The following is a 13,203-nucleotide window of genomic DNA, read 5'->3' on the forward strand; positions in this document are numbered from 1 at the left end:
GCTGATTTCGCGACGGTCGGGATAGCTCTCCCCCGGGGACGCCCAGGGTCGGATCGGCTCCCAGCCGCGGGCCCGGGTGCTCAATTCCGACGGCAATCCGTCGCCCGCTGAGTATTCGGGGAGGCGGTGGCGCATGATCGATTCATGAGCGGTGGCGAATTCCGGCTGGTATTGCTTCGACACGGGGAGACGGCCTGGTCGGCCGCGCGCCGCCACACCGGGCGGACCGATGTGCCGCTCACCGAGATCGGTGAGGCCCAGGCCCGGGCGGCCGGAAAACTGCTGTACGACCTGGACCTGTCGAATCCCCTGGTGCTCAGCAGTCCCCGGCAGCGGGCGCTGCGGACCGCCGAACTGGCCGGGCTGACCGGGGTCATCGTGGACGACGACCTGGTCGAGTGGGACTACGGCGAATACGAGGGCCTGACCACGCCGGAGATCCAGCGGATGTCGCCCGGCTGGACCATCTGGACCGGGGAGGTCCCCGAGGGCGAGACCGACGACCAGGTCCGTAAACGCGCCGACCACGTGCTGGCCACGGTCATTCCCGAACTCGCCACCCGCGACGTGGTGCTGGTCGGGCACGGTCACTTCTCGCGGGCCCTCATCGCTCGCTGGGCCGAGTTCGAGGTGACCGAGGGCCGCCGGTTCTTCCTGTCCACGGCCGCGGTTACGGTGCTGGGACACGATCATCGAGCGCGAACCGTGCTCGCGCACAACCTGGTCGCGCCGCTCGACCCGATGGAAGGGACCTCCGCATGATCCGCCGCGCCACACCCGACGACGTTCCCGCGCTGGTGGGTCTGGTCCACGATCTGGCCGAGTACGAGAAGGCCCCCGAGGAGTGCACGCTCACCGAGGAGCAGCTCCGGATCGCGCTGTTCGGGCCCACGCCCGCGCTGTACGCGCATGTCGCCGAGAGCGATCACGGCGTGGTGGGCTGCGCCATCTGGTTCCTGAACTACTCCACCTGGAAGGGCGTGCACGGGATCTACCTGGAGGATCTCTACGTCAAGCCGGAGGCGCGCGGGCGCGGGCTGGGCAAGAGCCTGCTGGCGACGCTGGCCCGCGAGGCCGTGGAGCAGGGGTACGCGCGGGTGGACTGGTCGGTCCTCACCTGGAACACCCCGAGCATCGACTTCTACCGGTCCATCGGGGCCGAGCATCAGCACGAGTGGACCGGCTACCGGCTTGCCGGCGCTCCCCTGGCGCGCCTCGCGACGCACGCCGACGACTGAGAGCCGAGAGGCCCGGGAAAGCGCTCGCTCACCCAGGAGGTGGGCGAGCGTCCAAAAATCGGCTCAGCGGCCGCTGAGCCGGGCGCGCGGCGCTACTCCGCGTCCGCGCCGTACCCCTCGGCCATCCACTTGACCGAGGCGGGCGCGAACAGCGCGCCCAGGGTGCCCAGCGCCAGCAACCCCAGCGGCGTCCCGAATTCGGGCCGCCCCGAGGTGAACATGTAATACGCGACACCGAGCAGCAACAGCTGGGTCAATGTGGCCAGCGCCCGGCCCCACCGCTTGCCGCGCATGAGCGTGAGCCCCGCCGCCAGCACCGCGCCGCCGAGGATCGCCGCGTACCCGGCGGTGAGATAGCTGTTCTTCGCGCTCTGCGCCTCCCCGTTCAGGCCGACGACGATCAGGATGACCATCGCCACCAGCCCGGCCGCGCCCTCGAGCGCGACCAGCGCCCCCGCGACCCGCACGGTCGCGGGCACGCCCCCGGCCTGCGCGGTCCCGCCCCCGGTGTCGCCCGCCGACTTGCTCTCGCCCTGGTTCTGCTCAGCCACGCCCCCAGCCTACGACCGAGCGTCGTTGGCGAACGCACCCGCACGGCGTTCGACCAGTTGAGAACTGGCACTGGAAGGTTCGCGGCCGTCTCGTTCCGGACTGCGCTCCGCCTCCCGCGCTCGAAGCGGAAGCGGAGGAACGGAGGAGGGAAGAACGAGACTTCGGGGCCGCGAACCGGCCGGAGCGAAGCGGAGGCAGAATGGCACCGTGCGGACGCTCCTGATCGTGAACCCGAATGCCACTTCGACCACTCGGTCCACTCGCGATCTACTCGCCCACGCACTGGAAAGCCGCACCGAACTCACCGTCCGCCACACCGAGCACCGGGGGCACGCCGCCGAATTGGCGAGCTGGGCCGCTGACAATCGGATGGATCTGATCGTGGTGCACGGCGGCGACGGCACCGTGAACGAGACCATCAACGGCTTCCTCCCGCTGCCCGGACAGCCGCAGCGTGAATGGCTGCCGCGGCTGGGCATCATTCCCGGCGGTTCGGCGAACGTGTTCGCGCGCTCGCTCGGCATCGAGCCGGATCCGGTGACCGCGACCAATCAGCTGATCGATCTGGTGGCCGACAGCGCGGACCGCCGCATCGGTCTGGGCGTTGCCGACGATCGCTGGTTCTGCTTCAGCGCGGGAGTGGGCCTGGACGCGGATGTGTGCGAGGCCATCGACGAGAAGCGCGCGAAGGGCAAGGCGGCCACGCCCGCTCGTTATCTGCGCACCACGGTCAAGCAGTTCTTCCGGGCCAAACGCCGTGCCCCGCAAGTGACCTTGGACATTCCAGGTCACGAACCGGTCACGGATGTGCATTACGCATTCGTTACCAACGCCAGCCCCTGGACGTACCTCGACAACACGCCCGTGGTCACCAACCCGGGGACCACATTCGAATCCGGTCTCGGGGTGTTTGCCATGCGCACCATGGGAGTTCTCCCCACCTTGATGGTCGCGAGACAGTTGCTGGCGACCCAGGGGGATCCCAAGGGCCACACATTGTTTCGCGAGGACGACGTACCGGGCGTAACCGTCACGGCGGAAGAACCGATCGGGTTGCAAATCGACGGCGACTTCATCGGTCGACGCAACATGGTGAATTTCACAGCCGTCCCGGATATCCTCGGTGTGGTCGCGCCCAAGCCCTAGCCGGCTCGACACACCTGAGAAAACTCGTTGTTGCGCTGCGAAAACCCGCTAGACCGAGTACAAATGACACGGCGGACCCCCATGTAGGGGTCTTACAGCGTGAGCTTCCCCACGGTGCACCAGGTATCTATTGACATCTACGGTGTTCGTGAAAGCATTCACAAGCAACCGTGCGGAAACATTCGAGTCGCACAAGTGAACGGACCACAAACCCGAGGGGCAGCGCCATGCGCGCCCTAGCAAAGGAGCAGAGGAATGGACTGGCGCCACAAGGCCATCTGTCGCGACGAGGACCCCGAGCTGTTCTTCCCGGTGGGTAACAGTGGTCCGGCGCTCGCGCAGATTGCCGATGCCAAGCTGGTCTGCGCTCGCTGCCCTGTCACCGCTGACTGCCTTTCCTGGGCCCTGAAGTCGGGCCAGGATGCCGGCGTGTGGGGTGGAATGAGCGAGGACGAGCGTCGCGCGCTGAAGCGTCGCAACGCGCGCACGCGCACCCGCAGCGTCGTCTAACCACCTAGACGACAAGGCGTTACGGCCCACCCCAGCCTCGGGGCCGCAGCGCAATTCGGCCCGGCACCAACACAGGTGCCGGGCTTCAGTGTGTAAAGGGGAAGACCACCTCTCGGGGACACGAATTCCCGGCAATTCCCGATCAACGGGATTCGCGCCTCGAACGAAAGTTCGGGCGCGGCTTTTCAGCTCACGCCCGAACTTATGCGTCGAAGTTGATATTTCAGCGCGCGGAGCGCCGGCCGAGCGGAACTCGCAGCACCGCGTCGGTTCCGACATCGGCTCCGGGGTGAAGTCCGATCGAACCGCCCAATTCCGCCGTGACCAGTGTGCGGACGATTTGCAGGCCCAACCGGTCGGAGGCCTCCAGGCTGAATCCGTCGGGCAGGCCGCGGCCGTCGTCGCTGATGATCACGTCGAGCCAGCGGGCCGAACGCTCGGAACGGATTGTGACCGTACCGTTCTCACCCGCGTCGAAGGCGTGCTCGATGGCGTTCTGCACCAGCTCGGTCAGCACCATGACCAGCGGCGTGGCGCGTTCGGCGGAGAAGACGCCCAGGGATCCGGCGCGGCGGACCTTGATGCGGGCGGTGTGCACGGTCGCCACATCGGCCATGATCGGCAGCAGGCGGTCCACCACCTCGTCCAGATCGACCTCTTCGTCAACCGACATCGACAACATTTCGTGCACGGACGCGATGGAGGTGACCCGGCGGACCGATTCGGTCAGCGCCAGGCGGGCCTCCTCGTTCTCGGTGCGGCGGGCCTGCAGGCGCAGCAGCGCGGCCACCGTCTGCAGGTTGTTCTTCACCCGATGGTGGATCTCGCGGATGGTGGCGTCCTTGGACAGCAGCGCGCGGTCGCGGCGCTTCACCTCGGTCACGTCGCGGACCAGCACGGCGGCGCCGCCGAGCTCACCGTGCGGCCGCAGCACGAGGGTGCGCAGCAGCACGGTGGCGCCGCGCGCCTCGACTTCCATTCGGCGCCCGCCCTTTCCGGCCAGGGCCGCCTGGATGTCGCCCACCACCTCCTGCGCGTCGAACGGGTCGGTGATGAGCGAACGGGTGGTCAGCGCCAGGTCCTGGCCGACCAGATCGTTCTGCAGACCCATGCGGTGATACGCCGACAGCGCGTTGGGGCTGGCGTAGACGACGGTGCCCTCGGTGTCGAGGCGGATGAAACCGTCGCCCGCGCGCGGACTGGAGTGCGAGCCGGTGCGGTCCTCGAGCGCCGGCCAGGTGCCGTCGGCGACCATCTGGCACAGGTCGTCGGCACAGGACATGTACGCGATCTCGAGACTGGACCGCATCTTGCGGCGCTGGGTGTCGGTGTCGCGCCCGAGGACGGCGATGATGTCGTCGCCGACCCGCACCGGAATGGCCTCGCGCATGGCGTGCACGGGATGCGGGTGATAGACCCCGGTCAGCGCGGTGTCGGCCTCGAAGCGCTGGATATCGGCGTTCAGCAGGGCCTCGAACACGTGCGGATTCGACTCTTTGGTGGCGTAGCCGCCGACCAGGTCCTCCGGATGCACGGTGGGGGCGGTGGTGGGTCGGCACTGGGCCACGCAGACCACCTCCGCGCCCTCGGTCACCGGTCCGGTCCCCACCCAGAGCAGCAGATCCGCGAAGGACAGATCCGCCAGCAGCTGCCAATCCCCCACCACCCGCTGCAAATGGTCGACGGCCGCGCCCGGTAGATCGGTGTGCTCGGCCAGTAGCTCACTCAGGGTCGACATTCACCCACACTCCTCTGTTCCCACGTCGCGTGTATGTTCCCACGCGACACGGCAAGGATGCGTCAGGAGCGGCTGAGGGCTCGTATCTCAGGAGATGACGGCGATGAGGTCGCCGGGCTGCAGGACGTCGCCGGGCTTGACGTTGATCGAGGCCACGGTGCCGGGGCCCTCGACGATGACCGGGATCTCCATCTTCATCGACTCGAGCATGACCACCGGGTCGTCGGCCTTCACTTCGTCGCCGACGGAGACCAGGATCTCCTGCACGGTCGACACCATCTCGGCCAGCACTTCCTCAGCCATGAACACCTCTCGTCTCGAGTGACCTGTAGCCCCTGAAGGTACAGCAGATCACCCGTGAAAGAATGGCGACCGACTGAAGGGAGATTACCTATGGGTAAGCGTGGACGTAAGAAGCGTGGCCGCAAGAAGAATGCCGCCAACCACGGCAAGCGGCCTAACGCCTGAGCTGCTTCGATAAGCTCGAAAACTGCTGAGCGGCACCACTTCCCACCGGGGAAGGGTGCCGCTCGGCTGTATCCGGGATGTCTTATTCGGCCGTTTCGGCCCGGGTCTGGATGACCGTGTAGCTGGTCCGGATCTCCATGGTCAGACGCTGACGCAGGGAATCGGGCGCGCGGTCGCCGCCGCACTTGCGGTTCAGCAGCGACTTGAGCTTCTCCTCCAGGCCGTAGGCCTCCACGCACGGCGAACACCGGTCGATGTGCTCACGCAGGCGGGCCTTGACGGTCTCGTCGCACTCGTTGTCCAGGAGCAGCCACACATCGGCGAGCACCGCCGAGCAGTCCAGTTCTTCCATCTCGTCGCTCACTGGGTTACCTCCTCGCGCGCCGCATCGCTGCCCGACCGGTTGAATCCACGTTCCCGCGCCACGTCCGCGAGCAGGCCCTTGAGCTGCTTGCGGCCCCGGTGCAGGCGGGACATGACAGTACCGATGGGAGTACCCATGATCTCGGCGATTTCCTTGTAGGGGAAGCCCTCCACGTCGGCGTAGTACACCGCCATCCGGAACTCCTCCGGCAGCGACTGCAGAGCGGCCTTGATGTCGTCGTCCGGCAGGGCCTCGAGCGCCTCCATCTCCGCGGAGCGCAGGCCCTGGGAGGTGTGTTCGGCGGTGGCGGCGAGCTGCCAGTCGGTGATCTCGTCGGTCGGATACTGCGCGGGCTGGCGCTGCTTCTTCCGGTACGAGTTGATGTAGGTGTTGGTGAGGATGCGGTACAGCCAGGCCCGCAGGTTGGTGCCCTCACGGAAGGACTTGAAGCCCTGGTAGGCCTTGGCGAAGGTCTCCTGCACCAGGTCCTCGGCATCGGCCGGGTTGCGGGTCATGCGCAGGGCCGCGCCGTAGAGCTGGTCCAGCAGCGGCAGCGCGTCGCGTTCGAACCGGGCGGCCAGTTCGGCCGTCGATTCGGAGCTCCGGGCACCGGATTCGCTCACTTCGTCGTCATAGTCGACCGCTTGGTCGTCACCGGCGTCGATGCTGTCCGCATCGTCATCACGCCGGCGATCGACCATGTCGTCGTCGCTCGTCACGCTAATCCCTTCGGTCGCCGTAGCAATTGAATCTACCGCGAACAGGGATTCGGCCCGGAAACCGGTTGGTCGCTCCTCGAGCAGGACGGACACCGACTCCTCCTTGGTCATGGGATCGAGTGCTTCCGGTCCGTGGGCCCGACGGTTGCCGAGAAGCGCGTATCGCATGCAACAGGGTGAACGCTCCGCCTGTTCCCACACTCTGAAATCGGCTTGCGCGCGGTGTCTAGGGTGAGCCGCATGGCCGCTTCTACTCCCGCGATCAAAGCCCTGGTACAGGCGAAGGTGGAGCATCGGGTGCACGCGTATGCCCATGACCCGCGCAGTGATTCGTACGGCGCGGAGGCGGTGGACGCGCTGGCGGCCGAGGTCGGGGTGAGCGCCGGGCAGATCTTCAAGACGCTGGTGATCGAGCTGGGTTCGGGCGGGCTCGCGGTGGCGGTGCTGCCGGTGCCGACCACGCTGTCGCTGAAGGCGGCGGCCGCGGCGCTGGGCGGCGGCAAGGCGGCGATGGCGGACAAGGCGAAGGCCGAGCGCACGACCGGCTATGTGCTGGGCGGGATTTCGCCGCTGGGACAGAAGAAGCGCCTGCCGACGGTCGTCGATTCCTCGGCGCTGGAGTGGGATCGGGTGCTGTGCAGCGCGGGCCGGCGCGGACTGGAGATCGAGCTCGCGCCCGCGGATCTGGTGCGGTTGACGGGGGCGGTGACCGCGGCGGTCGCGGTGGCCTGACCTGCCGATTCATGGGCGAATTGTCCGATTCGGCCGTGAGCGGAGACACAACCTCCGGAAATCCCTTGCCAAGTGACAACTATGTCGGAATACTTGCGCCGTACAACTAGTTGCCTTTTACAAGCAATTGTCCGACGCAAGGAGGTGAGACCGACCGTGACCGACGATGACCCGGCGCCCACCACCGACATCGACGACGGCCTTGTCGATGCCATCGCCTACGAGATCGCCCGGCTCACCAAGCTGCGCGATCGCACCAACGCACAGATCTCGGCCCTCACCGGCGGCGAGATCGAACCGGCCGCGTTCAGCATCCTGTTCCAGCTGATCCACGGCGGCCCGAAACGCTCGGGCGCGCTCGCCGAGGCTCTCTACTCCGACGCCTCGACCATCAGCCGCCAGGTCGCGAGCCTGGTCAAGCGCGGACTCATCGAGCGCCGCGCCGACCCCGCCGACGGCCGCGCCAGCGTGCTCGACGTGACCCCCGCGGGACGCACCGTGGCCGCCCAGATCCGGGCCCGCCGCAACGACTCGCTGCGCGACATGCTCACCGACTGGACCCCCGGCGAACGGGAGGTCTTCTCCCGGCTGCTGCATCGCTTCGTCGACGGCTACGAGGGGACCCGGCAGCGCATGCTGGCCGATATCGCGGCCCACAAAGACCTGAAATCCTATTACGAACCCGCGGAGAGCAATTCGTGACAACCCAAGCCACAGCGGCAGAGCCGGAACTCAATTCGGCCGGCTTCACCCACAAGCAGATCCTGGTGATCATGAGCGGCCTGATGATGGGCATGCTGCTGGCCGCCCTCGATCAGACCATCGTGTCGACCTCCATCCGCACCATCGCCGATGAGCTGCAGGGCTATTCGGCGCAGGCGTGGGTCACCACCGCCTACCTGATCACCTCGACGCTGGCCACCCCGCTCTACGGCAAGCTGTCGGACATGTACGGCCGCAAGCCGTTCTACCTGGCCGCCATCACCATCTTCGTGGCCGGTTCACTGGCCTGTTCCATGGCGACCTCGATGTACCAACTGGCCGCCTTCCGGGCCTTCCAGGGCCTGGGCGCGGGCGGTCTGATGTCGCTGGCGCTGACCATCATGGGCGACATCGTGTCCCCGCGGGAACGCGCCCGCTACCAGGGCTACTTCCTGGCCGTGTTCGGCACCTCCAGCGTGGTGGGACCCGTCATCGGCGGTCTGCTCTCGGGCACCGACCAGATCCTGGGCGTCACCGGCTGGCGCTGGGTGTTCCTGGTGAACGTGCCGGTCGGCATCCTCGCGCTGGCCGTGGTGACCCGCGTGCTCAAGCTGCCCAAGCGTCCCGGCAACAAGGTCGCCATCGACTGGATGGGCATCTCGGCGCTGATCGTCGGCCTGGTGCCGCTGCTGGTGATCGCCGAGCAGGGCCGCGAATGGGGTTGGACCAGTGGACATGCCATCATCTGCTACGCCCTCGGCGCGTTCGGCGTGCTGACCTTCATCGCGGTCGAGGCCAGGCAGGGCGACGCCGCGCTGATCCCGCTGCGCATGTTCAAGAACTCCACCTTCGCCCTGGGCGTGCTCATCTCGGTGGTGGTCGGTGCGGCCATGTTCGGCGGCATCACCCTGCTGCCGCAGTACCTGCAGGTGGTGCAGGGCGCGAGCCCGACCAAGGCGGGTCTGCTGATGCTGCCGCTGGTCGCGGGCATGATGACCGGCTCGATCCTGGCGGGTCAGCTGATCTCGCGGACCGGACGGTACAAGTACTTCCCGCCGGTCGGCGCGGGGCTGCTCACCGCCGGCCTGTTCCTGCTGCACCTGGTCTCGGCCGACACCAAGCTGTGGATCGTCATGATCTTCATGGCCATCACCGGCTTCGGCCTGGGCAACCTGATGCAGCCGCTGACCCTGGCGCTGCAGAACGCGTTGCCGCCCAAGGACATGGGCGTGTCCACCGCCGCCGCGACCTTCTTCCGGCAGATCGGCGGCACCCTGGGTGTGGCGGTGTTCCTGTCGGTGCTGTTCACCCAGCTCGCCCCGAACATCACCACCTCGCTCGAGTCCGCCGCCCAGCAGCCCGCCTATGTGCAGGCCATCAAGGACGGCATGACCAGTGACAACCCGGTCGACAAGCAGGTCGCCCAGGGCCTGGTCGCCAAGGATCCGGCGGTCGCGAACCAGGTGCTCAACGACAGCTCGGTCATCCAGAAGCTGGACCCGACCCTGGCGCATCCGTTCAAGGAGGGCTTCGCCGAGTCCATGGACCGGGTGTTCCTGGCGGCCACCGGCGTCGCGCTGATCGCCTTCCTCCTGGTGCTGTTCTGGAAGGAGGTGCCGCTGCGGACCGCGGGCGGCATCCAGGCCCGGGACGAGGCCGCGGAGCAGGCGGATCCCGCGACGGTCTGACCGGCGACAACCGAATCGACAGTGCCCTCGCCGCGGAGACGCGGCGGGGGCACTGTCATTTCACTATCCCGGCGGTTCTCTGTGAGTTACTGGGGAGCGAGCAGTGAGGTTGTTGTGAACGTGTGCAGTCCGCAAGGTCCGTTTCGAACCGAGGATGTGATGCGGTTTATGTCTCGCCATCGGCGTATTCACACAATTGCCGCCGCCGGAGTACTCGCGCTGACGCTGAGCGCGGGCCCGGTGACCATCGTGACCGCGACGGCCGCGCCGGTCCCGGTGCCCGTCGCGCCGCAGGGCCCGAGCTTCCCGGATCCGGGAGCCCCCGGCGGAGGGGCGGCGCCCAAGAAGGACGAGAGGGTCGACAAGGCCGAGAAGCTCGGCGGCGGAATCGTCACCAAGATGATCGACTCCATGGCCGACACCTTGAAGTGCGCGCTGAATATCGGCATCCCGACGGTGAAGTGCGGCTGATCCGACCGCGCAGGACTCCCGTGCCCCGCCGCGTCCCGCGGCGGGGCACGATTCGTGAAGGTAGCGAGTCAGATCAGGCTGATCTGACCCGCCTGTTCGTCGACGGTCGCCAACAGGTCCGGGCCGTTGTTCTTGACGCTGTTCACCAGCGACGGCACCGCACGGATCACGATGTCCGAAACCGCCGCGGCGGCAGGCGTTTCCAGCAGTTCCTCCGGGGCCGGGTGATCCGGGTCCAGCCAGGCCGCCCAGTGTTCGCGCGGCATGGGCAGCGGCATGCGGTCGTGCACCTTGGTGAGATCGCCGACCGCATCGGTGGTCAGGATCGTGCAGGACAGCAGCGGCTGTGCGGCGTCACCGAGCTCGCGGTCGCGCCAGACCGACCACAGGCCCGCCATATAGAGGCGGCCGCCGTCGGCGCGGGACATGAAGTACGGGCGCTTGACGGCCTTGCCCGTGCCGCCCGCCTCGGTGATCCACTCGTACCAGCCGTCCATCGGCACCAGGCAGCGGCGCTTCTTCACCGCGTCGCGGAAGGAGGCGGTGGTGGCGGCCTTGTCGGCGCGGGCGTTGAAGAGCGGTTTGCCCTTCACCGGGACACCCGGTTCGGCGGTCTTGGTCCAGGGTGGGATCAAGCCCCAGCGCATGGCCCGGAGGCGCAGGGCGGCCGGGTCCTCGGGGTGGTCGCGGTCGTGGCGTTCGACGACGGCGAGCACCTGGTTGGTGGGGGCCACGTTGTAGTTGGGGTCGAAGCCCTTGTCGCCGGTCTCGTCGATGGCGTCGAGCTCGACGGCCAGCTTCGCGGGATTCGTCGTGGTCGCGTATCTACCGCACATGCCTGCCATGCTGCCACCGGTCACCGACACCCACCAGGACCACCGCGCCCGCGAATCGAATCGCCATCAATGTGATGGCAATTGACATCACTTGGACGGTGTGAGACGTTCGTCTCATCACACTCTCATCAAGGGATCGCCGCACAATGACTGCAACCGAAGCCGCCCCGCTCGATCAGGCCGAGACGCTGACTTCCGTCAACCCTGCCACCGGCGAGGCCCTCGCCACCTACCGGATCGATGATGAGGCGGCCGTGCGCGCTGCCGTCGCCAAAGCCCGCAGCGCCGCCGCCACCTGGGGCGCACTGAGCTACGCCGAGCGCAAGAAGCACGTGCTGCGCTGGGGCAGCAAGCTCGTCGAGAAGTCCGACGAGTTGTGCGAGCTCATCCACGCCGAGAACGGCAAGCCCGTCGACGACGCGTTCCTCGAGCTCATGCTGGCGCTCGAGCACATCAAGTGGGCCGCCTCCAACGCCGAGAAGGTGCTCAAGCCCCGCAAGGTCGCGCCGGGCGCGTTCATGGCCAACTTCGCCGCGCACCTGGAGTACCGCCCGCTGGGCGTGGTCGGCATCATCGGCCCCTGGAACTACCCGGTCTACACCCCCAACGGCTCCATCGCCTACGCGCTGTCCGCGGGCAACTGCGTGGTGTTCAAGCCGAGCGAATTCTCCACCGGCATCGGCAATTTCGTGGCCAAGGCGTTCGCCGAGGCGAACCCGGAACTGCCGGACGGGGTGTTCGTCACCATCAACGGCTACGGGGCCACCGGCGCCGCGCTGGTGAAGTCCGGCGTCGACAAGCTGGCGTTCACCGGGTCCACCGCGACCGGGAAGAAGATCATGGCCTCGGCCGCCGAGTCGCTCACCCCGGTGCTGCTGGAGTGCGGCGGCAAGGACGCGGTGATCGTGGCCGCCGACGCCGACATCAAGGCCGCCGCCGACGCCGTCGCCTGGGGCGCCACCGCCAACTCCGGACAGACCTGCGCGGGCGTCGAGCGCGTGTACGTGGACAAGTCGATCGCCACCGAGTTCGTGGCCGAGGTCAAGCGCATCCTCACCGACATCAAGCCCGGCTCCGACGACAAGGCCTCTTACGGGCCGATGACCATGCCGAGCCAGGTCGACATCGTGCGCCGGCACATCGAGGACGCGTTGAAGAACGGCGGCACCGCGGTGCTCGGCGGGCCCGAGTCCGTCAAGGGCTCCTTCATCGACCCGGTCATCCTGGTCGACGTGGACGAGTCCTCGGAAGCGGTGTGCGAGGAGACCTTCGGCCCGACCGTCACCATCCGCACCGTCAGCGGCGTGGACGAGGCCGTGGAGCTCACCAACAAGAGCAAGTACGGCCTGGGCTCGGCGGTCTACTCCAAGAAGCAGGGCATGGAGATCGCCCGGCGCTTGGAGGTCGGCTGCACCTCGGTGAACTCGGTGCTGTCCTACGCCGCCATCTCCGGCCTGCCCTTCGGCGGCGTCCGCGATTCCGGCATCGGCCGCATCCACGGCGCCCCCGGCCTGCTGGAATTCGCCCGCCCGCACTCGATCGCGGTGCAGCGCTTCACGATTCCGGGCATGGCGCTGCTGTCCTACACCCGCACCGACCGCACCATGAAGCTGCTCCGCAAGATCGTGCCCCTGGTGCACGGCCGCGCGAAGTAGGCGAAACACCCACTGCGACAACGCCGGTTCCTGCGGGGACCGGCGTTGTGCGTCAGGTGGTCGGCGGCAACGGCGGTGCGGCGAAGAACTCCTCGAGCGGGGTCGGGCCGGTGTAGCGCCGACAATGGCACCGCGCCCAGGCTTTGATGCCCGCCCCGGTCTTGCGGAAGTTCTCGGCGTGGCAGTGGCCCGCTTCGCGGTCGTGCAGGGCCAGGTCGTGGCCGCAGCCACAGAGCGCCGGACTCGGCTGCTCGGACTTGGTGCGGCGGGGGCCGAATCGGCCCGCGAGCCAGCCGCCGCCGACAAGCGCGCCACCGATTACCAAGCTGATGGGATCGATCACCCACCCAGCATACGTACTCGTATACGTATACGTCGAGGGTT

General features: G+C 67.6%; 17 protein-coding genes. 10 read left to right on the forward strand and 7 right to left on the reverse strand.

Annotated elements, in window-relative coordinates; translation table 11 throughout:
* Positions 1–144: 144 nt before the first annotated feature.
* Both ACQPYY_RS27485 and ACQPYY_RS27490 read left to right on the forward strand, forming a co-directional pair.
* Positions 145–762 (forward strand): acid phosphatase, encoded by a 618-nt coding sequence (locus ACQPYY_RS27485; protein ID WP_379094144.1) that lies wholly within the window; start codon positions 145–147, stop codon positions 760–762.
* Positions 759–1,238 carry an N-acetyltransferase family protein gene (locus ACQPYY_RS27490; protein ID WP_433591539.1) on the forward strand — a complete coding sequence of 160 codons (480 nt, stop codon included), beginning with the start codon at positions 759–761 and terminating at the stop codon, positions 1,236–1,238. The genes ACQPYY_RS27485 and ACQPYY_RS27490 overlap by 4 nt, the downstream gene beginning before the upstream one ends.
* Positions 1,239–1,330: 92 nt before the next feature.
* Here the strand turns inward: ACQPYY_RS27490 and ACQPYY_RS27495 are convergent, their stop codons facing one another.
* Positions 1,331–1,789 carry a hypothetical protein gene (locus ACQPYY_RS27495; protein ID WP_433591540.1) on the reverse strand — a complete coding sequence of 153 codons (459 nt, stop codon included), beginning with the start codon at positions 1,787–1,789 and terminating at the stop codon, positions 1,331–1,333.
* Between the two features lie 208 nt (positions 1,790–1,997).
* Between ACQPYY_RS27495 and ACQPYY_RS27500 the strand changes: the two genes are divergently transcribed.
* Positions 1,998–2,936: a diacylglycerol/lipid kinase family protein gene (locus tag ACQPYY_RS27500; RefSeq protein ID WP_433591541.1), complete on the forward strand. Its 939-nt coding sequence runs from the start codon at positions 1,998–2,000 to the stop codon at positions 2,934–2,936.
* 255 nt (positions 2,937–3,191) lie between these two features.
* Positions 3,192–3,446 carry a WhiB family transcriptional regulator gene (locus ACQPYY_RS27505; RefSeq protein ID WP_033087439.1) on the forward strand — a complete coding sequence of 85 codons (255 nt, stop codon included), beginning with the start codon at positions 3,192–3,194 and terminating at the stop codon, positions 3,444–3,446.
* A 223-nt stretch (positions 3,447–3,669) separates the two neighbouring features.
* Here the strand turns inward: ACQPYY_RS27505 and ACQPYY_RS27510 are convergent, their stop codons facing one another.
* Together ACQPYY_RS27510 and ACQPYY_RS27515 are read right to left on the reverse strand one after the other, a co-directional pair.
* Positions 3,670–5,184 (reverse strand): sensor histidine kinase, encoded by a 1,515-nt coding sequence (locus tag ACQPYY_RS27510; protein WP_357283632.1) that lies wholly within the window; start codon positions 5,182–5,184, stop codon positions 3,670–3,672.
* Positions 5,185–5,271: 87 nt separating this feature from the next.
* On the reverse strand, positions 5,272–5,487 hold the full coding sequence (locus ACQPYY_RS27515; RefSeq protein ID WP_213559751.1) for a biotin/lipoyl-binding carrier protein: 216 nt from the start codon (positions 5,485–5,487) through the stop codon (positions 5,272–5,274).
* A 90-nt stretch (positions 5,488–5,577) separates the two neighbouring features.
* On the opposite strand from ACQPYY_RS27515, the gene ACQPYY_RS27520 reads away from it, so the two are divergent.
* Positions 5,578–5,652 (forward strand): 50S ribosomal protein bL37, encoded by a 75-nt coding sequence (locus ACQPYY_RS27520; protein ID WP_153805149.1) that lies wholly within the window; start codon positions 5,578–5,580, stop codon positions 5,650–5,652.
* 82 nt (positions 5,653–5,734) lie between these two features.
* Here ACQPYY_RS27520 and rsrA read toward each other — a convergent pair whose 3' ends face one another.
* The gene (rsrA, locus tag ACQPYY_RS27525; RefSeq protein ID WP_379095824.1) at positions 5,735–6,004 is read right to left on the reverse strand and encodes a mycothiol system anti-sigma-R factor; all 270 of its coding nucleotides are present in this window, start codon (positions 6,002–6,004) and stop codon (positions 5,735–5,737) included.
* Between the two features lie 8 nt (positions 6,005–6,012).
* Positions 6,013–6,741, reverse strand: a complete 729-nt coding sequence (locus ACQPYY_RS27530) for a sigma-70 family RNA polymerase sigma factor (protein ID WP_379095821.1) — start codon at positions 6,739–6,741, stop codon at positions 6,013–6,015.
* A gap of 234 nt (positions 6,742–6,975) precedes the next feature.
* Here ACQPYY_RS27530 and ybaK point away from each other — a divergent pair, with 234 nt between their 5' ends.
* The 4 genes from ybaK to ACQPYY_RS27550 all read left to right on the forward strand — a co-directional run bounded on the left by ybaK (position 6,976) and on the right by ACQPYY_RS27550 (position 10,328).
* Positions 6,976–7,467, forward strand: coding sequence for a Cys-tRNA(Pro) deacylase (ybaK, locus tag ACQPYY_RS27535; RefSeq protein ID WP_379094131.1), 492 nt, complete (start codon positions 6,976–6,978; stop codon positions 7,465–7,467).
* Positions 7,468–7,623: 156 nt separating this feature from the next.
* The gene (locus tag ACQPYY_RS27540) at positions 7,624–8,169 is read left to right on the forward strand and encodes a MarR family winged helix-turn-helix transcriptional regulator (protein WP_379094128.1); all 546 of its coding nucleotides are present in this window, start codon (positions 7,624–7,626) and stop codon (positions 8,167–8,169) included.
* Positions 8,166–9,857 carry an MDR family MFS transporter gene (locus tag ACQPYY_RS27545; RefSeq protein WP_433591542.1) on the forward strand — a complete coding sequence of 564 codons (1,692 nt, stop codon included), beginning with the start codon at positions 8,166–8,168 and terminating at the stop codon, positions 9,855–9,857. The genes ACQPYY_RS27540 and ACQPYY_RS27545 overlap by 4 nt, the downstream gene beginning before the upstream one ends.
* A 168-nt stretch (positions 9,858–10,025) precedes the next feature.
* On the forward strand, positions 10,026–10,328 hold the full coding sequence (locus ACQPYY_RS27550; RefSeq protein WP_433591543.1) for a hypothetical protein: 303 nt from the start codon (positions 10,026–10,028) through the stop codon (positions 10,326–10,328).
* A gap of 68 nt (positions 10,329–10,396) precedes the next feature.
* Here the strand turns inward: ACQPYY_RS27550 and ACQPYY_RS27555 are convergent, their stop codons facing one another.
* A complete protein-coding gene (locus ACQPYY_RS27555; protein WP_433591544.1) occupies positions 10,397–11,164 on the reverse strand; it encodes an SOS response-associated peptidase in 768 nt (255 codons plus the stop codon).
* A 146-nt stretch (positions 11,165–11,310) separates the two neighbouring features.
* Between ACQPYY_RS27555 and ACQPYY_RS27560 the strand changes: the two genes are divergently transcribed.
* A complete protein-coding gene (locus ACQPYY_RS27560) occupies positions 11,311–12,819 on the forward strand; it encodes an aldehyde dehydrogenase family protein (RefSeq protein WP_433591545.1) in 1,509 nt (502 codons plus the stop codon).
* Between the two features lie 52 nt (positions 12,820–12,871).
* Here ACQPYY_RS27560 and ACQPYY_RS27565 read toward each other — a convergent pair whose 3' ends face one another.
* The gene (locus ACQPYY_RS27565; protein WP_433591546.1) at positions 12,872–13,162 is read right to left on the reverse strand and encodes a hypothetical protein; all 291 of its coding nucleotides are present in this window, start codon (positions 13,160–13,162) and stop codon (positions 12,872–12,874) included.
* Positions 13,163–13,203 lie beyond the last annotated feature (41 nt).

This window comes from Nocardia sp. CA-145437 (genome assembly GCF_050956485.1).
Taxonomy (GTDB): domain Bacteria; phylum Actinomycetota; class Actinomycetes; order Mycobacteriales; family Mycobacteriaceae; genus Nocardia.